17 protein-coding genes and 1 pseudogene are annotated in these 19,109 nt (G+C 63.9%); 13 read left to right on the top strand and 5 right to left on the bottom strand.

All coding sequences use genetic code 11. The annotated features are described in order from the left end of the window. Positions 1 to 23: 23 nt before the first annotated feature. Positions 24 to 539: a MarR family winged helix-turn-helix transcriptional regulator gene (locus tag AB3X89_RS08190; protein WP_368582707.1), complete on the bottom strand. Its 516-nt coding sequence runs from the start codon at positions 537 to 539 to the stop codon at positions 24 to 26. Positions 540 to 865: 326 nt separating this feature from the next. Between AB3X89_RS08190 and typA the strand changes: the two genes are divergently transcribed. From typA to AB3X89_RS08220, 6 genes are all read left to right on the top strand, one after another. Next, positions 866 to 2,695, top strand: a complete 1,830-nt coding sequence (gene typA, locus AB3X89_RS08195) for a translational GTPase TypA (RefSeq protein ID WP_176108910.1) — start codon at positions 866 to 868, stop codon at positions 2,693 to 2,695. Between the two features lie 406 nt (positions 2,696 to 3,101). Next, on the top strand, positions 3,102 to 5,963 hold the full coding sequence (locus AB3X89_RS08200; protein WP_368582708.1) for a 2-oxoglutarate dehydrogenase E1 component: 2,862 nt from the start codon (positions 3,102 to 3,104) through the stop codon (positions 5,961 to 5,963). Between the two features lie 140 nt (positions 5,964 to 6,103). After that, entirely contained in the window at positions 6,104 to 7,372 is a 1,269-nt protein-coding gene (gene odhB / locus AB3X89_RS08205; RefSeq protein WP_368582709.1) for a 2-oxoglutarate dehydrogenase complex dihydrolipoyllysine-residue succinyltransferase, read from the top strand. A gap of 139 nt (positions 7,373 to 7,511) precedes the next feature. Continuing rightward, the gene (lpdA, locus tag AB3X89_RS08210) at positions 7,512 to 8,942 is read left to right on the top strand and encodes a dihydrolipoyl dehydrogenase (RefSeq protein ID WP_368582710.1); all 1,431 of its coding nucleotides are present in this window, start codon (positions 7,512 to 7,514) and stop codon (positions 8,940 to 8,942) included. 89 nt (positions 8,943 to 9,031) lie between these two features. After that, positions 9,032 to 10,129 (top strand): cell division protein ZapE, encoded by a 1,098-nt coding sequence (zapE, locus tag AB3X89_RS08215; RefSeq protein ID WP_368582711.1) that lies wholly within the window; start codon positions 9,032 to 9,034, stop codon positions 10,127 to 10,129. A 97-nt stretch (positions 10,130 to 10,226) separates the two neighbouring features. Further along, entirely contained in the window at positions 10,227 to 10,685 is a 459-nt protein-coding gene (locus AB3X89_RS08220; RefSeq protein ID WP_368582712.1) for a transposase, read from the top strand. A gap of 159 nt (positions 10,686 to 10,844) precedes the next feature. Here the strand turns inward: AB3X89_RS08220 and AB3X89_RS08225 are convergent, their stop codons facing one another. After that, the gene (locus AB3X89_RS08225; RefSeq protein WP_368582713.1) at positions 10,845 to 11,330 is read right to left on the bottom strand and encodes a DUF2147 domain-containing protein; all 486 of its coding nucleotides are present in this window, start codon (positions 11,328 to 11,330) and stop codon (positions 10,845 to 10,847) included. A gap of 413 nt (positions 11,331 to 11,743) precedes the next feature. Here AB3X89_RS08225 and AB3X89_RS08230 point away from each other — a divergent pair, with 413 nt between their 5' ends. Then, the gene (locus AB3X89_RS08230) at positions 11,744 to 12,460 is read left to right on the top strand and encodes a DUF2968 domain-containing protein (RefSeq protein WP_368582714.1); all 717 of its coding nucleotides are present in this window, start codon (positions 11,744 to 11,746) and stop codon (positions 12,458 to 12,460) included. 228 nt (positions 12,461 to 12,688) lie between these two features. On the opposite strand, the gene AB3X89_RS08235 is transcribed toward AB3X89_RS08230, so the two are convergent. Continuing rightward, on the bottom strand, positions 12,689 to 12,880 hold the full coding sequence (locus tag AB3X89_RS08235; protein WP_368582715.1) for a hypothetical protein: 192 nt from the start codon (positions 12,878 to 12,880) through the stop codon (positions 12,689 to 12,691). 204 nt (positions 12,881 to 13,084) lie between these two features. Here AB3X89_RS08235 and AB3X89_RS08240 point away from each other — a divergent pair. After that, positions 13,085 to 13,311: pseudogene (locus tag AB3X89_RS08240) on the top strand (hypothetical protein). A gap of 30 nt (positions 13,312 to 13,341) precedes the next feature. Here the strand turns inward: AB3X89_RS08240 and hfq are convergent. Beyond that, a complete protein-coding gene (hfq, locus tag AB3X89_RS08245) occupies positions 13,342 to 13,815 on the bottom strand; it encodes an RNA chaperone Hfq (protein ID WP_368582716.1) in 474 nt (157 codons plus the stop codon). 466 nt (positions 13,816 to 14,281) lie between these two features. Between hfq and AB3X89_RS08250 the strand changes: the two genes are divergently transcribed. The 5 genes from AB3X89_RS08250 to AB3X89_RS08270 all read left to right on the top strand — a co-directional run bounded on the left by AB3X89_RS08250 (position 14,282) and on the right by AB3X89_RS08270 (position 18,097). Beyond that, positions 14,282 to 14,419, top strand: coding sequence for a hypothetical protein (locus tag AB3X89_RS08250; RefSeq protein WP_176108899.1), 138 nt, complete (start codon positions 14,282 to 14,284; stop codon positions 14,417 to 14,419). 26 nt (positions 14,420 to 14,445) lie between these two features. Beyond that, positions 14,446 to 15,006, top strand: a complete 561-nt coding sequence (locus AB3X89_RS08255; RefSeq protein WP_368582717.1) for a sigma-70 family RNA polymerase sigma factor — start codon at positions 14,446 to 14,448, stop codon at positions 15,004 to 15,006. Continuing rightward, complete coding sequence (locus tag AB3X89_RS08260) at positions 15,006 to 15,911, top strand: anti-sigma factor (RefSeq protein ID WP_368582718.1); 906 nt, start codon at positions 15,006 to 15,008, stop codon at positions 15,909 to 15,911. The genes AB3X89_RS08255 and AB3X89_RS08260 overlap by 1 nt, the downstream gene beginning before the upstream one ends. Positions 15,912 to 16,011: 100 nt before the next feature. After that, a complete protein-coding gene (locus AB3X89_RS08265; RefSeq protein ID WP_368582719.1) occupies positions 16,012 to 17,589 on the top strand; it encodes an FAD-binding protein in 1,578 nt (525 codons plus the stop codon). Positions 17,590 to 17,665: 76 nt separating this feature from the next. Beyond that, positions 17,666 to 18,097 carry a hypothetical protein gene (locus AB3X89_RS08270; RefSeq protein ID WP_368582720.1) on the top strand — a complete coding sequence of 144 codons (432 nt, stop codon included), beginning with the start codon at positions 17,666 to 17,668 and terminating at the stop codon, positions 18,095 to 18,097. Between the two features lie 18 nt (positions 18,098 to 18,115). Here the strand turns inward: AB3X89_RS08270 and AB3X89_RS08275 are convergent, their stop codons facing one another. Next, complete coding sequence (locus AB3X89_RS08275) at positions 18,116 to 19,069, bottom strand: DUF1571 domain-containing protein (RefSeq protein ID WP_368582721.1); 954 nt, start codon at positions 19,067 to 19,069, stop codon at positions 18,116 to 18,118. Positions 19,070 to 19,109: the final 40 nt, after the last annotated feature.

Genomic DNA, 19,109 nt, shown 5'->3' on the forward strand with positions numbered 1-19,109 from the left:
TGATGGACGCAGCAAGCAAGCTATTACGATTTGCTATCGGGATGGCTCGAGGCATCGCGGGAAAGTCCCGTGTATTCGCCGGAATTGGCGAGCACGCGGCGCAGCATGCTCTTCAGGAAGCCCACTTCCTCCGGGGTGAACCCGTTCAGCAGGGTGTCGAGCACGCCGTTGAAAATTGCCGGCATGCGGGCCGCGATCGCATTGCCTTCCGGCGTCAACGCGAGGCGCACGACGCGCCGGTCTTCGTTACTGCGCACCCGCGTGAGCAGGCCACGCTTTTCGAGTCGGTCGATCAGGCGCGTGACGGCGCTTGCGTCGATACCATATTCACGGGCCAACTCGGCCGCGAGCAGGCATTTGCCGCTCGCCACCATGAACAGGATGCTGCCTTGCTGGCTAGTGATGCCGAGCTCGGCCATGCTGCGCTGCGTAACCAGATTGTGCAGAGTCGATTTCACCCGCGAGATGAGATAACCGACGCTTTCGCCGAGTTGATACTCGCTGAGGTCCGGCGTGGGGTCGTTGGACGGCTCCGTCATGATTCTCGTGCGATTGCAATGGTTGACTAGGCATTAGTATAGCTGGCTGTTGATTGACACGACAAGCGTAAATACAGCTTAGGCAAGGATTATTTCCTGCTCTAGCGAGATGCCGTACGGATTGGCGTAGGGCGCGGATGACGCGGTATTCGCAAAGCTCAACGGGGACCCGCAGAGCTACGGTCTATCGGGGAATACCAGAAAGGATCATCAGCGCGTGCTATACTTTTGGGTTCCCAAAAGTGCGCTTTGGGCTTGTTGTCGTGGTTTGGCTCCTCAACCAGCAGCATAAGCAAGCGGCGCACTCAACCGTCTTCAGGTTTCCTATGACCCGCGCCCTACGCAACATTGCCATCATTGCTCACGTCGACCACGGCAAGACTACGCTCGTCGACCAGCTCCTCCGTCAGACCGCCACGTTCCGCGAGAACCAGCAGATCGCCGAGCGCGTGATGGACTCGAACGACATCGAAAAAGAGCGCGGCATCACGATCCTGTCGAAGAATTGCGCGGTGGAGTACGAAGGCACGCACATCAATATCGTCGACACGCCGGGGCACGCCGACTTCGGCGGCGAAGTTGAGCGCGTGCTGTCGATGGTCGACTCGGTGCTGCTGCTCGTCGACGCGGTGGAAGGCCCGATGCCGCAAACCCGCTTCGTCACGAAGAAGGCGCTCGCGCTCGGCCTGAAGCCGATCGTCGTGATCAATAAGGTCGACCGTCCGGGCGCGCGGGTCGACTGGGTGATCAACCAGACCTTCGACCTGTTCGACAAGCTCGGCGCAAGCGAAGAGCAGCTCGACTTCCCGATCGTCTACGCATCGGGGCTGAACGGCTATGCGGGTCTCACGCCTGACGTGCGCGACGGCGATATGCGTCCGCTGTTCGAGGCAATCCTTCAGCACGTGCCGGTGCGCCCGGCCGATCCGGAAGGTCCGCTGCAACTGCAGATCACGTCGCTCGACTACTCGTCGTACGTCGGCCGTATCGGCATTGGCCGTATCACCCGCGGGCGTATCAAGCCGGGCATGGCCGTCGCGGTGCGCTCGGGCCCGGAAGGCGAAATCCTCAATCGCAAGATCAACCAGGTGCTGTCGTTCAAGGGCCTCGATCGGGTGCAGGTCGACTCTGCTGAGGCGGGCGACATCGTGCTGATCAACGGCATCGAGGAAGTCGGCATCGGCGTGACGATCTGCTCGCCGGAACAGCCGGAAGCGCTGCCGATGATCACCGTCGACGAACCCACGCTGACGATGAACTTCCTCGTCAACTCGTCGCCGCTCGCGGGCCGCGAAGGCAAGTTCGTCACGAGCCGTCAGATCCGCGACCGCCTGATGAAGGAACTGAATCACAACGTCGCGCTGCGCGTGCGCGATACCGGGGACGAAACCACGTTCGAAGTGGCGGGCCGCGGTGAGCTGCACCTGACCATTCTGGTCGAAAACATGCGCCGCGAAGGCTACGAGCTGGCCGTGTCGCGTCCGCGTGTCGTGATGCAGGAAATCAACGGCGAGAAGCACGAGCCGTACGAAAACCTGACCGTCGACATGGAAGACACCCACCAGGGCGGCGTAATGGAAGAACTCGGCCGCCGCAAGGGCGAAATGCTCGACATGGCGTCGGACGGCCGTGGCCGCACGCGTCTCGAGTACCGTATTTCGGCACGTGGTCTGATCGGCTTCCAGTCGGAATTCCTCACGCTGACGCGCGGCACGGGTCTGATGAGCCACACCTTCGATTCGTACCAGCCGGTCAAGGAAGGCGCGGTCGGCGAGCGTCGCAACGGCGTGCTGATCTCGCAGGACGACGGCGCGGCAGTCGCGTACGCATTGTGGAAGCTGCAGGACCGCGGCCGCATGTTCGTGTCGCCGGGTGAAGCGCTGTATGAAGGCATGATCATTGGCATTCACAGCCGCGACAACGATCTCGTCGTGAACCCGATCAAGGGCAAGCAGCTCACCAATGTGCGCGCGTCGGGCACCGATGAAGCGGTGCGTCTCGTGCCGCCGGTTCAGCTGTCGCTCGAATACGCTGTCGAGTTCATCGACGACGACGAGCTGGTCGAAGTCACGCCGAAGTCGATCCGTCTGCGCAAGCGCTACCTGAAGGAACACGAGCGCCGCAGCGCCAGCCGCAACAAGGTTGCCGGCGAATAAGCGGGACTCGAATCCGTCTGGACAGCAGGCAACGGAAGCCACCTTCGGGTGGCTTTTTTGTTTTCGGCGCGTCGGCACTTGTGGCGTTGCATCATGCCTAGGCACTTTCCGGACGGCACAGGTGTAGACACCTATTGCGCAATTCGCCTTCTCATTTTCTACAGAAGACTATTGCGCGCTTTGAAGAAGCACCCCGTCACCCGCGAAACGCCCGCCATCACAGGCTTTCCCGCGTGTGCTGTCCGCTATCTGGGCTATTCGTTCTGTGCTATGCTCCCGGGTGCAAAGTTTTAGGTCCTTCCAAGCAAGACTTGATTCGCGCAATCCGCTAAACGGTCAGGCCGTGTCGCGGAAGGTTCTGTAACCCGCTATTTCTCGAGAAGCTCGAAGAAAGGTGAGCGTAAAAATGATGAAGCAATTCCAGTCGAACTCTTATCTGTTCGGCGGCAATGCTCCGTACGTTGAAGAAATGTACGAAGCGTATCTCGATAATCCGGCGTCAGTGCCCGAGACCTGGCGCAGCTATTTCGATGCGTTGCAGAACGTGCCCGCATCGGACGGCAGCAACGCCAACGACGTGGCCCACGGCCCGATCGTCGAATCGTTTGCACAGCGCGCCAAGGCCAATGCCTTCCTGCCGCGCGCAACTACCGGCGGCGAAGATCTAGCAACTGCCCGCAAACAGGTTTACGTCCAGTCCCTCATCGGCGCATATCGCTTCCTCGGCTCGCAATGGGCCAATCTCGATCCTCTGAAGCGCCGCGAACGTCCCGCGATCCCCGAACTTGAACCCGCGTTCTACGACTTCACCGAAGCCGACATGGACCAGGAGTTCAGCGCAACGAATCTGTACTTCGGGTTCGAGCGCGCGACGCTGCGCGAGATCGTCAAAGCCCTGCGCGACACGTACTGCGGCACGATCGGCGCCGAGTACATGTACATCAGCGATCCGGAACAGAAGCGCTGGTGGAAGGAACGCCTCGAATCGATCCGTTCGACGCCGAACTTCAGCAACGACAAGAAGAAGCACATCCTGAACCGCCTGACGGCCGCCGAAGGCCTCGAGCGTTTCCTGCACACCAAGTACGTCGGTCAGAAGCGCTTCTCGCTCGAAGGCGGCGAGAGTTTCATCGCGGCGATGGACGAAGTCGTGCGTCACGGCGGTCTGCGCGGCGTTCAGGAAATCGTCATCGCGATGGCTCACCGTGGCCGTCTGAATGTGCTGGTCAACACGCTCGGCAAGATGCCGGCCGACCTGTTCGCTGAATTCGAAGGCAAGCACGTCGACGATCTGCCGGCTGGCGACGTGAAGTACCACAAGGGCTTCTCGTCGGACGTCGCGACCGAAGGCGGTCCGGTTCACCTGTCGCTCGCGTTCAACCCGTCGCACCTCGAAATCGTCAACCCGGTGGTCGAGGGCTCGGCGAAGGCGCGTATGGACCGCCGCGGCGACGAAAACGGCATCCAGGTGCTGCCGGTGCAAATCCACGGCGACGCGGCCTTCGCAGGCCAGGGCGTCGTGATGGAAACGCTGAACCTCGCGCAAACGCGCGGTTACGGCACGCACGGCACGCTGCACATCGTCATCAACAACCAGATCGGCTTCACGACGTCCGACCCGCGCGATTCGCGCTCCACGTTGTACTGCTCGGACGTCGTCAAGATGATCGAAGCGCCGGTGCTGCACGTGAACGGTGACGATCCCGAAGCTGTCGTGCTGGCCATCCAGATGGCGATCGACTTCCGCATGCAGTTCCACAAGGACGTCGTCGTCGACATCGTCTGCTTCCGCAAGCTGGGTCACAACGAGCAGGACACGCCGGCGGTCACGCAGCCGCTGATGTACAAGACGATCTCGAAGCACCCGGGCACGCGCGCACTGTACGCTGAAAAGCTCGTGCAGCAGGGCGTCATCAAGGCCGACGAAGGCGAAGAATTCGTCAAGGCCTACCGCAAGGCGATGGACGAAGGCCACCACACGGTCGACCCGGTGCTCTCGAACTACAAGAGCAAGTACGCGGTGGACTGGGTGCCGTTCCTGAACCGCAAGTGGACCGACGCGGCCGACACGGCCGTGCCGCTCGCGGAACTGAAGCGCCTCGCCGAGCGCATCACCACCATTCCGGAAAACTTCAAGGTTCACCCGCTCGTCGAGCGCGTGATCAACGACCGTCGCGCGATGGGCCGCGGCGAAGCGAAGCTCGACTGGGGCATGGGCGAGCACCTCGCGTTCGCATCGCTGGTCGCATCGGGCTACGCCGTTCGTCTGACCGGCCAGGATTCGGGCCGCGGCACGTTCACGCACCGTCACGCGGTGCTGCACGACCAGAACCGCGAGCGCTGGAACGACGGCACCTACGTGCCGCTGCAGAACATCGCCGAAGGTCAGGCGAAGTTCACGGTGATCGACTCGGTGCTGTCCGAAGAAGCGGTGCTCGGCTTCGAATACGGCTACTCGACCGCTGAACCGAACACGTTCGTCGCGTGGGAAGCGCAGTTCGGCGACTTCGTGAACGGCGCACAGGTCGTGATCGACCAGTTCATCTCGTCGGGCGAAGTGAAGTGGGGCCGCGTGTCGGGCCTGACGATGCTGCTGCCGCATGGCTACGAAGGCCAGGGTCCGGAGCACTCGTCGGCGCGTATCGAGCGTTTCCTGCAACTGTGCGCAGACCACAACATGCAGGTCGTTCAGCCGACCACGCCGGCGCAGATCTTCCACCTGCTGCGTCGCCAGATGATCCGTCTGTTCCGCAAGCCGCTGATCGTCGCAACGCCGAAGTCGTTGCTGCGTCACAAGGAAGCCGTGTCGGATCTGTCGGAACTCGCGAAGGGTTCGTTCCAGCCGGTGATCGGCGAAGTGGACGAAACCATCGACGCGAAGAAGGTCAAGCGCGTGCTGGTCTGCTCGGGCCGCGTGTACTACGACCTGGTCGCGCATCGCCGCGAAGCGAAGGTGAACGACGTCGCGATCGTCCGTATCGAGCAGCTGTATCCGTTCGCTCACAAGCAGTTCGAAGCGGAATTGAAGAAGTACGACAACGCAACCGAAGTGGTGTGGGTGCAGGACGAGCCGCAGAATCAGGGCCCGTGGTTCTACATCGAGCACCATCTGAAGGAAGGCATGAAGGAAGGGCAGAAGCTGGCGTACAGCGGCCGTCCGGCTTCGGCTTCGCCTGCAGTCGGCTACTACGCGAAGCACTACGAGCAGCAGAAGGCGCTGGTCGAAGGCGCTTTCGGCCGCCTCAAGAGCGCGTCGATCGCCAAGTAAAGAAACAGACGAGCCGGGAGAGCGCAGTGCGCTTTCCCGCGCCGCGCCGAACGTTCCCATGTGGTTCAGGCGCAGTGCGCGCGGTTCGCAGGCGGTCGTGAAAATGCGCCGTCACCCGATACGTATTCAGGATACTCATAATGGCTATTGTTGAAGTCAAGGTTCCCCAGCTCTCCGAGTCGGTCTCGGAAGCGACCATGCTGCAGTGGAAGAAGAAGCCCGGCGAGGCTGTCGCTCAGGACGAAATCCTCATCGAAATCGAGACCGACAAGGTCGTGCTCGAAGTGCCGGCTCCGGCAGCAGGCGTGCTCGCGCAAGTCATCTCGAACGACGGCGACACGGTCACGGCGGACCAGGTGATCGCGAACATCGACACGGAAGGCACCGCAGGCGCCGCCGCTGTCGAAGCGGAAGTGAAGCCGGCTCCGGTCGCCGCAGCGGCTCCCGCGCCCGCGGCTCAGGCTGCTGCCGCAACGGGCTCGAACACCGCTGCTTCGCCGGCTGCCGGCAAGCTGATGGCCGAGAAGGGTCTGGCTGCTGGCGACGTCGCCGGCACGGGCCGCGACGGCCGCATCACCAAGGGCGACGTGCTGACCGCAGGCGCTCCGGCTGCCAAGGCTGCACCGGCTCCGGCTGCCGCACCGAAGGCTGCCAAGCCGTCGCTGCCGGACGTCAAGGCTCCGGCATCGGCCGACCAGTGGCTGAAGGACCGTCCGGAACAGCGCGTGCCGATGTCGCGTCTGCGTGCGCGTATCGCCGAGCGTCTGCTCGAGTCGCAGCAAACCAACGCCATCCTCACGACGTTCAACGAAGTGAACATGGCGCCGGTCATGGATCTGCGCAACAAGTACAAGGACAAGTTCGAGAAGGAACACGGCGTGAAGCTCGGCTTCATGTCGTTCTTCGTGAAGGCGGCTGTTCATGCGCTGAAGAAGTTCCCGCTCGTGAACGCGTCGATCGACGGTAACGACATCGTCTATCACGGCTACTTCGACATCGGTATCGCGGTCGGTTCGCCGCGCGGTCTGGTGGTGCCGATCCTGCGCAACGCAGATCAGCTGAGCCTCGCCGACATCGAGAAGAAGATCGCCGAATTCGGCCAGAAGGCGAAGGACGGCAAGCTGTCGATCGAAGAAATGACCGGCGGTACCTTCTCGATCTCGAACGGCGGCGTGTTCGGCTCGATGCTGTCGACCCCGATCATCAACCCGCCGCAGTCCGCGATTCTCGGCGTGCACGCCACCAAGGAACGCGCTGTGGTCGAAAACGGCCAGATCGTGATCCGCCCGATGAACTACCTCGCGCTGTCGTACGATCACCGCATCATCGACGGCCGCGAAGCCGTGCTGTCGCTGGTCGCGATGAAGGACGCGCTGGAAGATCCGGCACGCCTGCTGCTCGACCTGTAAGCGCCCGCCCGGAGCGCGCCGGCTTGTGAAACCGCAAGCCGGCGTCATCTAGTCAGTACGTATCTAGCATTTCGCAGTACAGGAACGGCGCGCGCCACCTTGGGTGGTCCGGCGCCGTTCCGCTATCAAAGGGATTGTCATGTCCAAAGAATTTGACGTCGTCGTGATCGGCGCAGGCCCTGGCGGTTATATCGCCGCCATCCGCGCAGCGCAGCTCGGCAAGACCGTCGCATGTATCGAAAAATGGAAGAACCCGGCCGGCGCGCTGAAGCTTGGCGGCACCTGCCTGAACGTCGGCTGCATTCCGTCGAAGGCGCTGCTCGCGTCGTCGGAAGAGTTTGAAAACGCGTCGCATCACCTCGCCGACCACGGCATCTCGGTGGGCGACGTGTCGGTCGATATCTCGAAGATGATGGCCCGCAAGGACGGCATCGTCGAGAAGATGACCAAGGGCATCGAATTCCTGTTCCGCAAGAACAAGATCACGTGGCTCAAGGGCCACGGCAAGTTCACCGGCAAGACCGACGCCGGCGTGCAGATCGAAGTGAGCGGCGAAGGTGAAACCGAAGTCGTCACGGCGAAGAACGTGATCATCGCGACGGGTTCGAAGGCGCGTCATCTGCCGGGCATCCCGGTCGACAACAAGCTGATCGCCGACAACGAAGGCGCATTGAGCTTCGACACGGCACCGAAGAAGCTCGCCGTGATCGGCGCGGGCGTGATCGGTCTGGAGCTTGGCTCGGTGTGGCGCCGTCTCGGCGCGGACGTGACGGTGCTCGAAGCGCTGCCGGAGTTCCTCGGCGCGGCTGACCAGGCGCTGTCGAAGGAAGCAGCCAAGCAGTTCAAGAAGCAGGGTCTCGACATTCACGTCGGCGTGAAGGTCGGCGAAGTGAAGACGGGCGCGAACGGCGTGACGATCGCCTACACGGACAAGGACGGCAACGCGCAGACGCTCGAAGCCGACCGCCTGATCGTGTCGGTCGGCCGCGTGCCGAACACCGACAACCTCGGCCTCGAATCGATCGGCCTGAAGGCCAACGAGCGCGGCTTCATCGACGTCGACGACCACTGCGCGACGGCTGTGCCGAACGTGTACGCGATCGGCGACGTGGTGCGTGGCCCGATGCTCGCGCACAAGGCCGAAGACGAAGGCGTGATGGTCGCGGAAGTGATCGACGGCCAGAAGCCGCACATCGACTACAACTGCGTTCCGTGGGTGATCTACACCGAGCCGGAAATCGCATGGGTCGGCAAGACCGAGCAGCAGCTGAAGGCCGAAGGCCGCGAGATCAAGACGGGCCAGTTCCCGTTCATGGCGAACGGCCGCGCGCTCGGCATCAACAAGGCGGACGGTTTCGTCAAGATGATCGCCGACGCGAAGACCGACGAACTGCTCGGCGTGCACATCATCTCGGCGAACGCATCGGACCTGATCGCGGAAGCCGTGGTGGCGATGGAGTTCAAGGCGGCGTCGGAAGACATCGGCCGGATTTGCCATCCGCACCCGTCGCTGTCGGAAGTCATGCGCGAAGCGGCACTCGCCGTCGACAAGCGCGCGCTGAACATGTAAGCGCGCACGCCTGAGCTGAAACGCAACCTTGGCATCACCAAAGGCGGGCGGGGTTCACTCCCTCCCGCCTTTCTTTTTGCAGCAACACGATGAACGTCACCGAATACTACGAAAAAGAACTGCAGACGCGGGGTTATCAATCCGATCCGGCGCAGCGCGCGGCGGTCGACCGCCTGCAGCGGTGCTATGAAGAGTGGACCGCATACAAGTCGCGCCGCTCGAACGCGTTCAAGAAGCTGATCATTCACCCGGATCTGCCGCGCGGCGTGTACATGTGGGGCGGCGTGGGCCGCGGCAAGAGCTTCCTGATGGACAGCTTCTACATGATCGTGCCGTTGCATCGCAAAACCCGCCTGCACTTCCATGAGTTCATGCGCGAGGTGCATCGCGAGCTCGAAGAACTCAAGGGCCGGGCAGATCCGCTCGACGAACTCGCGCGCCGCATCGCGAAGCGCTATCGGCTGATCTGCTTCGACGAATTCCACGTGTCGGATATCGCCGACGCGATGATTCTGTATCGTCTGCTCGACAAGCTGTTCGAGAACGGCGTGCAGTTCGTGATGACGTCCAACTACGCGCCCGACACGCTGTACCCGGACGGCCTGCATCGCGACCGCATGCTGCCCGCGATCGAGCTGATCAAGCAGAAGCTCGACGTGATCAACGTCGACGCGGGGATCGACTACCGGCAGCGCACGCTCGCCCAGGTGGAGGTCTATCACACGCCGCTGGACGCCGCTGCCGGCAAGGCGCTGCGCGACGCCTTCGCGCGCCTCGCCGCAGTGCCTGACGAAAGTCCGCTGCTCCATATCGAGAAGCGCGAGCTGAAGGCGCTGCGCCGCGCGGATGGCGTCGTCTGGTTCGACTTCGCGACGCTGTGCGGCGGCCCGCGCTCGCAGAACGACTACCTTGAACTCGCGACCCGCTTTCACGCGGTGATCCTGTCGGACGTGCCGCAGATGTCGGCGCGCATGGCGTCGGAAGCGCGCCGCTTCACCTGGCTCATCGACGTGTTCTATGACCACAAGGTCAAGCTGCTGATGTCGGCCGCGGTGCCGCCGGAGGAGTTGTACGTCGACGGTCCGATGGCCAACGAATTCACGCGGACGGTATCGCGCATCGTCGAGATGCAGTCGAAGGAGTATCTCGATGCACCTCGCCGGATCGTCGATACGTCTCTAACCTGAGCCTCGGCTAGGACAGTCCTTAGGAATCGGAGTGGTCTTATATTCCGCGCGCGGGTGACTAGCTATCTTTTGTCGTTGTTCTGACAAAGGAGGAAGCATGAACTCGTACCGCGAAATCACCGATGAAGAATGGCAGCGCGTTGCGCCACTGCTGCCTGAACTCCGGCCGCGTGCCGAAATGCGTGGCCGTCCCCTGGCCAATACCCGCTCAGTGCTCAACGGCGTGCTTTGGGTCATGTATAGCGGCGCCACCTGGTCGACCATGCCGCGCCGCTACCCGTCGTATCAAACCTGTCATCGCCGCTTCAAGTCCGGGTACCAATCGGGCGTGCTCAAACACGTCACGGAGCAACTGCTCGGCACCGCAAGCGAAGATCTCTGCAGATTGATGGAAGCGCGTATGCGCATGCACGCGAGCGCGCCGCACAAGCGCGCCGGGGCCCGCCGCACAGCCGCGGCGTTCCGTGTTCCGCCCGCCGTGTACGACCAGGTATCCGCCACGGCAGTGTCGGCGACGCCGTCCGGTTACGCTGCACCGTTCAAGCAGGCAGCATGACCCACGCAAACAACTTGCCCCAATGAGAACGGCCGCGCGATTCTGGATCGCCGGCCGTTTTTTTATGCTGTACGTGCTGGTGCTGAGCGCGCCATCGTTGCAGCATGATGCGCTCATTCAGGCAACGTGCGAGGCCACACAAAGGCTCCACGTCGAACCTCACTGCTGCCGGATCCACGTCTGCGAGCGGCCGAGCAGCGCAACGCCAATATAGCCTCGCACCACGAGCTTGTTGCCGCCGTCTTCGAGATGCATCTTGCACTTGTAGACCTTGCCGTTTTCAGGATCGAGAATCTGGCCATGATCCCACGCGTCGCCATCCTTCTTCATGCTGTTGATGATGGTCATGCCGAGGATCGGTTGGTCCTTGCGCGCGTCGGTGCATGCGCTGCAGCGGCGATCCGGCTGGTCGTTCGCCCCGAGACCCTTGACGACTTTGCCGTTCAATTCGCCATTGCCGTCTTGCGTGATCTGCACGAGCGCTTTCGGTTGGCCCGTATGATCGTCGATGGTTTGCCACATGCCGATCGGTGTCTCGGTCTGCGCCATCGCGGTCACGGCGCTGGCGAGCAGGGCGCCGGCGAGCGCGGCATGACGGGCGGTGCGCAGCGCGAGCGCGCGCGCACGATAAGTGAATTGAGTCATTGCCTTCCTCCTTGATATGAGACGGCGCGATCGTGGTCGCGCGGCTTTATGGGCATCGTGGTGGGATGCGCGGCACCGGTCTTCGCGATGCGGGCCCATGCTAGCGGCGTGCCGTTTGCATCGCCAGCGCAGAATACGCGAAAGCGCATGCGCCGTTTGATAGAGAAGCTTCTAATCAGCACGCGTCGTTCGGAGGCGTGTCAATTCAGCTATGGGAAGAGCGTCGCGTTGAAGCGCTGTCCACCAGCGCATCAACGACCGCTTTCCAGACGAAAAGATCGAGGCTGTAATAGCGCGCCGCCAACGGAGCAAACGCGCAAGTGCCAAATTTTCGACGAAGAGCCCGGAACTCGCAAAATTGAGTAATAATTCCCCGTTTTCTACTAAAACAAGATCTGTTCAACAGGTGTCACATGGACCGAAAGTCAAAGCTACGAAAGATTGCTCTGGCCGCATGCATCGTATTGGGGGCCCTTCAGGGCGCGAATGCACAGGCTCTGCAGAACAGTGATGCGAGCGGTACGATCGTGTCCCAGCCGGTTTCCACGAGCGCGCCGACCGACACGTCGCAGGGCGGCCAGGCAGAGACCACCGCACTGACGCCGGATGAAAGCCGGCAATCCGCCACCGGGAATGTGGCTGAATTGCAGCAGATGATCCATGGCTCGGATCTGAGCGAACTGCGCACCACGTATAACGGCAGCTATGGCGCGAGCCTGCTGTTCTACGGGAAGGAGATGACCTACTACGTCGCGCTGTTCCAACAGAAAAACTTCTGGCGCGTGATCAAGACGCAGGACGCCTCGCGCGCCGAGCTGATCTACAAGGATTTCGCGCGGCAGACGATGCAGTTGTCGGACGTTGAGATCCGCCGTACGCAACTCGAAGCGCAGAAGGCGTTCACGCAGCGCCTGGTCGCGTTGTCGCAGGAACGCGCGAGCCGGCTGCAGGCCGACCTCGACGTCGCGCGTCAGCAGCAGAGCATCGTCGCGAGCCAGCAGGAGCAGAAGCGCGCCGAGGCGACCGAACTGGCGCAGCAGAAGGCCGCCGCGCAGGATCAGTTGCGCGTCGCGCAGCGTCAGGTCCGCAACCTGCAGCGTCAGCTCGAGAGCGGCTTGCCGCTGCGTTGAGCACGACGATGTGAGCCTCGGTGGACGGGCGGCACGGCGCGCAAATCGATACGCCGTGCCGCCCGTCCGCGGGCGTTACCGTCGTCAAGTTCGCTTGGTGCTTTCCGCACCCCGCCAACCCGCGCATCGCACTCTCGCCGCCGGGCTTTTCGGCATTTCCACTCGACATTGTTCGCGAGCCACGATGGCTCGCTGCCGCGCCATGGTGCGACCCAAGACGGCGCGATTTCAATGCCGCTTGCGCGTATCCGCCTGAGTCTTGCGCATCCGCTCGCGAAACGGCTCCGTCACATCGACGGCGATCGGATCGCTGGCGGGAAAGCTTTCCATCAGCGCTTCATCGAGCCGCGTGTCGGCGGACGTCGACGGCGTCCGGCGCGTGCGCGCAGGCCGGGAGGCATGCTGGCTTTTGCTGGTCATGGCGCGCTCCATCGGTAGAGAATCAATGATTCAGCATAGCGCATTGCGGCTATCGACGAACGTCGGCCGAATCGCGCAGGCGCGTCGTTTGAAACCGGCCCGCATCGATTCGTTCTCCGAGTGTCCCGGCCGCGCTTGAGCCGCACCTGAGCCGCGCTTTAGCCGCAAGCGACACCTCCATCGATCCATCACACAGCGAACCACATGAACGCGAAAAAGCCGGCGGGTACACGACGAGTGCTCGCAGCCCACGTCGTGGAAGCTGAACTGGAACACCTGGATTGGGCGACGCGGCAACCGGCGCTGCACCTGTTCGACTCGGCTACTGGCGCCGCCGCGTGCTGGCGGTCAAGGGGAGATTCGAGCTGACCGAGCGGCAGCTGACCCAACTGGAGAAAATTCTGCAGCGCCTCTGTCCGTGCGCGGATTAGCGAGGCGCGGCCGTCACCGCTCCTTCGTATTTATTCCTGATTGCCGCTGGGGTTGCCGCTGCCGTGGTTGCCGCCATGATTGCCGCCTTCGCCGCCGGTGCCGAATAGACGCCGCCGCCGCGTGACGACCACCGGGCCTTCGGGGTTGCCGCTGCGCTCGCTCGGCGCGCGTTCCGCGGCCGGCGCGCCATACGATTCACGCCCCTCGCGCGGCTCGCGATGTTCGCGCGACCCATGCGGGCCGCGCGCGCCATGTTCGCCATGCGACGTTCGGCCCGTGCGCGGCGCCGGCCGCGTGCCGGTGTCGAGCTGGATCGTGGAGATCGCGCGCTTGTAGATGCCTTGCAGGCCAACCGGCGTGCGCAGCATCACCAGGTACTGATCGAACGACTCGATGCATCCGGTCAGGCGGATGCCGTTGACCAGATAGATCTCGACGCGCTTTCGTTCCTTGCGCGCGGCGTTCATGAAGTCGTTTTGCGGATGCGATTCTGCGGAAGCCATGGACAATTCAGGTTAGATAGACGGTGGTTCGCCGCGATTCTACCCTTTCTACTCCAGGCGGGGCAGTACGCGTCGACGGGGCGAACTTCGTCCACTATAACGGCTTGTGAGCCCATAAGCATCCGATACCGCGAGACTGTAACGTTGAGTTACGAATCTGCTGGTCAATGGCGTCTTCTTCCGGTCTCTCCAGGCATTGCCGGCAAGCGTGGCGGAAAAGGAAGAACATAGGGGTGTGCTGCGCGACCGCCCGCGGCGGCGTCGAAATGCCCCGAAAAAACCAAAAACTCCCGGAGAAAGCAGCGCAACAGCAGCGCAGCGACACGGCGCCACGGCCGCGATGGAATAAACCGCTCGGTCGCAGCGTTAAGCCCAGTATGGCAGCACCGCATTCGGCGGCCTGCCGCCCACCGCCCGCCGCGCCTGTCGGTCGATCGCGCGCCGGGCATCCGTGAGGAGATTCAACATGATGAAAGCATCCCGTATTCTGTCAGCGCTCTTCGTCCTGCTCGCGCTCGCCTGCGGCTCCCTTGCTCACGCGGCCGACACCGACAACGCCGCGTCGAGTTCGAGCGGCAACAGCAACAGCAGCGGCGGCTACTAGAGCCGCGACCGCGCCTGGCACACCGGGTGAGCTTCGAATCGGAAGTGATCGCGTGGCTGCCCCAGTTGCGCCGCTATGCGCGCGCACTGACGGGCGACCGCGCCTGGGCCGACGATCTCGTCCAGGATACGGCGGAGCGCGCGCTTGCGCGCTGGTCGGCATTCCGGCCGAACAGCAACCTGCGCGCGTGGTTGCTGACGATCCTGCGGCATCTGTACATAGACCAACTGCGCGGGCGGCGCGAGATCGCCGTCGACGAGGAAAGCGCGCCCTGGCGCAATCTCGAGGCGCCGCACGGCGAGGTCGACGGTCTGGTTCTGCGCGACGTGCAGCGCGCGCTGTACTGCCTGCCACTCGAGCAGCGTGAGGTGCTGCTGCTGGTGTGCGTGGAGGAGTTGTCGTACCAGGAGGCATCGAGTGCATTGGGGGTGCCGATCGGTACAGTGATGTCGCGGCTGTCGCGGGCACGCGAGCATATGCGCGCGTTGCTGTGCGAGGAGCCGCCGGGGCCAATGCACGGACCGCAGCCCCGTGCGCCGCGGGCGGCGCACAAAGTAGCGCCGCTGAAAGTGGTGAGAAACCGATAATGAACAACGATAACCCCGAATCCGGATTGCCCGACGAGCCCGATCTGCGCTCGCTGTCGGCCTATGTCGATGGCGAATTGACGGATGAGCAGCGCGCCGCGGTCGAAACGCAGCTTCGCCAGCATCCGCAGGCCGCCGCGCGCGTCGCGGCGTGGCGCGCGCAGAAGGCGGCGCTGCGGGCGCTGTGCGGCGTGCCGGGCAGCGATGCTTGGCACGCGCAAGCGGGGCAGGAAGCCGACTACGAGCAGCAAGCCGCTGAACCGGGCGAGCGACATTACGCCGGCAGCCAGCCCGCGGAGCAGGAGCCGGCTTTCATCGTCGTGCGGCGTGCGCGGCCGTGGTGGCAGCGCGCCGGTCTCGCCGCCTGCTGGCTCGCGGCCGGCGCCGGGCTCGCGCTGGTGCTCGGTCCGCTCGCGCCGCGGCTGAGCGGCGGCGCGTGGAGCGGCTTCGGCGGCCAGCCGGCCGGTTTTGCGCAGCGCGCGGATGTCGCGTACGCGGTGTACTCGCCGGAGCGGCGTCATCCGGTCGAAGTCGCGGCGAGCGAAGAGGAGCATCTGATCGCGTGGCTGTCGAAGCGGCTGAATCGGCCGCTGTCGGTGCCGTCGCTGCAGGAGTATGGTTATTCGCTGGTGGGCGGCCGGCTGCTGCCCGGCGAGTCCGGGCCGGCCGCGCAGTTCATGTACGAGAACCAGGCCGGCGCGCGCCTGACGCTGTATGTGACCGGTGTCACGCGCGACGAAACCGTGTTCCGCCTGTTTCGCGACGGCAACCGCCGCACCTTCTACTGGGTCAGCGACCGCATGGGCTACGCGCTGTCCGGCGCGATCACGGAAGGCAAGCTGCGCGAAATCGCGATCGACGTGTGCAGCGAGCTCGGTGGTAAGCCTGAGGCGTGGCAGCAGTAGGGGGCGGTAGCGTGTCGTAAAGGCCGTCGGCGGCCCACGCACGCATTGCTGCTTCCAAGCGGGCCGCACCCTCGGCTTACCCGACCGACAAGGAGACGCCTTGCCCCCGACGCTGCCGCCCAACCTGTCCGCCGCGCAGTTCGACCGTGCGCTTGCCGGCTGGCGCGCGATCGTCGGTGACGCGCACGTGCTGAGTTCCGACGCCGGCCTCGCCGTCTATATCGATCCGTTCGCGCCCGGCGAGCCGGGTGCGTTCGCCGCGAGCGCCGCGGTGCTGCCCGCGTCGGTCGATGAAATCCGCGCGGTGCTGCGCATCGCCAATCAGTACCGGATTCCGCTATGGACCGTGTCGACCGGGCGCAACTTCGCGTACGGCGGCGCCGCGCCGCGTCTGACCGGCTCGGTCGTGCTCGACTTGCAGCGCATGAACCGCATCCTCGAAGTCAATGAAACGCTCGCCTATGCGCTCGTCGAGCCCGGCGTCAGCTATTTCGATCTGTACGCGCATCTGCGCGACAAGGGCTACAAGCTGTGGGTCGATCCACCGGCCGCCGGCTGGGGCAGCGTGGTCGGCAATACGCTCGAGCGCGGCTTCGGCTATACCGACTATGGCGACCACGCGGCCGCGCAATGCGGAATGGAGGTGATGCTCGCCAACGGCGACCTGCTGCGCACCGGCATGGGCGGCGTCGAAATCGGCACGGCGTGGCAGCTGTATCAGCCGGGCTACGGGCCGTCGTTCGATGCGCTGTTCATGCAGTCGAACTACGGCATCGTGACCAAGCTCGGCGTGTGGCTGATGCCCGCACCGCCCGCGTATCTGCTGGGCGAAATCCAGTTTCGCCGCGAGGCCGATCTGGAGGCGATCGTCGAGATTCTGCGGCCGTTGCGGCTCGACGGCACGATCCGCAATCACGCGGTGATCGAGGGCGGCTTGCGGCGCGCGGCGGGCCTGTCGCCACGCCGGCAGTGGTACCACGGCGCGGGCGCGATGCCCGAGAGCGCGGTGCAGGCGATGCTCGACAAACTCGGCGTCGGCCGCTGGAACCTGCATTTCGCGCTATACGGCACGCCCGAGGTGATCGACGCGCGCTACGCGCTGATCGAGCGCGCGTTCGCGCGGGTGCCCGATGCGCGGCTCGCGGCGGCGCGTTATGCGGGCGATGCGCAGCCGAGCGGCGGCGGCGACCGCAACATGGCCGGCATCCCCGCGATGACCGCGTTTCGCATGCTCGACTGGCGCGGCGGCGCGGGCGCGCACGTCGACTTCGCGCCGATCTGTCCGGCGACCGGGCGCGACGCGATGCGCCAGTACACGATGGTGAAAGCGCGCGCCGCCGAATACGGCTTCGATTACTACGGCGGCTTCACGGCGGGCGCGCGGCATCTGCATCACATTTTCGCGGCGATCTTCGATCGGCACGACGCGAACCAGGTGGAGCAGGCCGGCGCGCTGCTGCGCTCGCTGATGAGCGACGCGCGCGCGGCCGGCTACGGCGAATATCGCGCGCATCTCGCGTATATGGATTTCGCGGCCGCGCAATACAGCTTCAACGACGGTGCGTCGCTGCGCTTCGCGGAAACGCTGAAGGATGCGCTCGACCCGAACGGCATTCTCGCGCCGGGCAAGCAGGGCATCTGGCCCGCGGCGTGGCGCGACCGGCGAGGCTATACATGAAAAAGCGCGTGAAAAAGCGCGTGAACAAGCGCGTGAGCAAGCGCGGGATCAACGAGTGAATGGAACGTACACGCCAATGGATCGACGCACTTTCATGCTGACCGGTGCATGGCTCGCGACGGCCGCGGGCGGCGCATGGCCGTGGCTCGCGCAAGCCGCCGCGTGTGCCGACGATGCGCGCGCGTTCGCGATCGTCGACTCGACGCTCGAATGCGGCGCGTCGTTCGCGCGCTATGCCGCGCATCTGCGATTGCCGACCTTCGAAACCGGCGACGATGCCGGCGCGCTGTGGTTCACCACCCTCGCGCCGCTGCTAGACGACGGCCGGACCCCGCACCCGATGCCCGCGCTGATCGGCTTCACGCGCGCGTCCGATTACTTCGTGCTGCAACACCTCGCGCTGCGCACCGGACGCTTCGTCGAGCATCGTCACGAAGCGCGCGAGGGGCTGCATGCGCAACCCGTCCACGTGGCTTTCGCGCTGACGCCGCGCAGCGGGCGCGGCTAAAAACCGGCAAAAACCCGGCTAGAACTTATAGTCTTTGTTGTTCGGATCGAAGGTCGAATCGTCGAACGTCTTCGGCGTGATGCTCTCGAACACGATCTGCTCGAAGATCTTGCCGTCGTTGTCGTAAGACTCGATGGTGCGAAAGAACGGATGCCGCAGATCGAGCCCGAGCGTTTCCTTTTTCGCGTAGAACTGCGGCTGGCCGACCGGTGTTTCGAACGTGAACGCGACGACGCGCACATCGTCGATCGTTTTCACTTCGATCTGCACCGAACGCGGCAAGCCGGTCTGGCTGTATTTTTTCCCTTCACTCAGGTATTGATCGGCAACGTACTCGGTGCCGAGATCGCGCACGCTGTGATTCGATTGCGAGCGTGCGAGCGCGCCGGTCAGCGACGTCCACAACGGCATCACATTCATGATGCCGCCGAGGTGGCCGAGCGTTTCGTCGCTGCGCTTCGATTCGTCGTAGATGATTTCCTGGCCCGCGTGCGCGCCGTCGGGCAGCCACTTCGCGTAGATGCGCAGCGGGTCGTGCGCGACGCGCACGAGCATGTGATCGGGCTTGTCGGGCCAGATGCCGCGAATGCGTTCGGAGCGCGACATCGTGAACTCATACGACGGGTAGCCGTTCGGCCCTTCCTTGATATAGCGCGGCAGCGTCAGCGGATCGAGCGACTTGAACAGCGCGACCAGTTGCGCGTCGTCGAGTTTTTCGAGCGTGCCGCTTTGCTGCGCGGCGCGCAGCCATTTGACCTGCTGGTCGAGCGTCAGCTTGCCGACCTGCGCGGGCGGCGTGGTGGGCGGCTTGACGGCGTTCGCGGTGTCGAGCGGGGGCGGCCGGTCGTCGTTCTGCGCGACCGCCGCCGGCCCCGATAGCAGGGCGAGCGTGACGAGCAGCGCACCCGGCAGCGAGCGGAATCGCAAGCGGGGTCGCAAGCGATGAGAGCGGGCGGACATGCGGTGCTTCATGAATTTCTCCAGAAAGTGGCGCGGCCGCTCATGCAACATG

Source organism: Paraburkholderia sp. BR14320 (assembly GCF_040948665.1).
In the GTDB taxonomy this organism is placed as follows: domain Bacteria; phylum Pseudomonadota; class Gammaproteobacteria; order Burkholderiales; family Burkholderiaceae; genus Paraburkholderia; species Paraburkholderia youngii.

What these genes read in the sequence shown, in the direction of transcription:
- AB3X89_RS08190 (WP_368582707.1), bottom strand. Translation starts at nt 539, where the DNA reads ATGACGGAGCCGTCCAACGACCCCACGCCGGACCTCAGCGAGTATCAA.
- typA (WP_176108910.1), top strand. Translation starts at nt 866, where the DNA reads ATGACCCGCGCCCTACGCAACATTGCCATCATTGCTCACGTCGACCAC.
- AB3X89_RS08200 (WP_368582708.1), top strand. Translation starts at nt 3,102, where the DNA reads ATGATGAAGCAATTCCAGTCGAACTCTTATCTGTTCGGCGGCAATGCT.
- odhB (WP_368582709.1), top strand. Translation starts at nt 6,104, where the DNA reads ATGGCTATTGTTGAAGTCAAGGTTCCCCAGCTCTCCGAGTCGGTCTCG.
- lpdA (WP_368582710.1), top strand. Translation starts at nt 7,512, where the DNA reads ATGTCCAAAGAATTTGACGTCGTCGTGATCGGCGCAGGCCCTGGCGGT.
- zapE (WP_368582711.1), top strand. Translation starts at nt 9,032, where the DNA reads ATGAACGTCACCGAATACTACGAAAAAGAACTGCAGACGCGGGGTTAT.
- AB3X89_RS08220 (WP_368582712.1), top strand. Translation starts at nt 10,227, where the DNA reads ATGAACTCGTACCGCGAAATCACCGATGAAGAATGGCAGCGCGTTGCG.
- AB3X89_RS08225 (WP_368582713.1), bottom strand. Translation starts at nt 11,330, where the DNA reads ATGACTCAATTCACTTATCGTGCGCGCGCGCTCGCGCTGCGCACCGCC.
- AB3X89_RS08230 (WP_368582714.1), top strand. Translation starts at nt 11,744, where the DNA reads ATGGACCGAAAGTCAAAGCTACGAAAGATTGCTCTGGCCGCATGCATC.
- AB3X89_RS08235 (WP_368582715.1), bottom strand. Translation starts at nt 12,880, where the DNA reads ATGACCAGCAAAAGCCAGCATGCCTCCCGGCCTGCGCGCACGCGCCGG.
- hfq (WP_368582716.1), bottom strand. Translation starts at nt 13,815, where the DNA reads ATGGCTTCCGCAGAATCGCATCCGCAAAACGACTTCATGAACGCCGCG.
- AB3X89_RS08250 (WP_176108899.1), top strand. Translation starts at nt 14,282, where the DNA reads ATGATGAAAGCATCCCGTATTCTGTCAGCGCTCTTCGTCCTGCTCGCG.
- AB3X89_RS08260 (WP_368582718.1), top strand. Translation starts at nt 15,006, where the DNA reads ATGAACAACGATAACCCCGAATCCGGATTGCCCGACGAGCCCGATCTG.
- AB3X89_RS08270 (WP_368582720.1), top strand. Translation starts at nt 17,666, where the DNA reads ATGGATCGACGCACTTTCATGCTGACCGGTGCATGGCTCGCGACGGCC.
- AB3X89_RS08275 (WP_368582721.1), bottom strand. Translation starts at nt 19,069, where the DNA reads ATGAAGCACCGCATGTCCGCCCGCTCTCATCGCTTGCGACCCCGCTTG.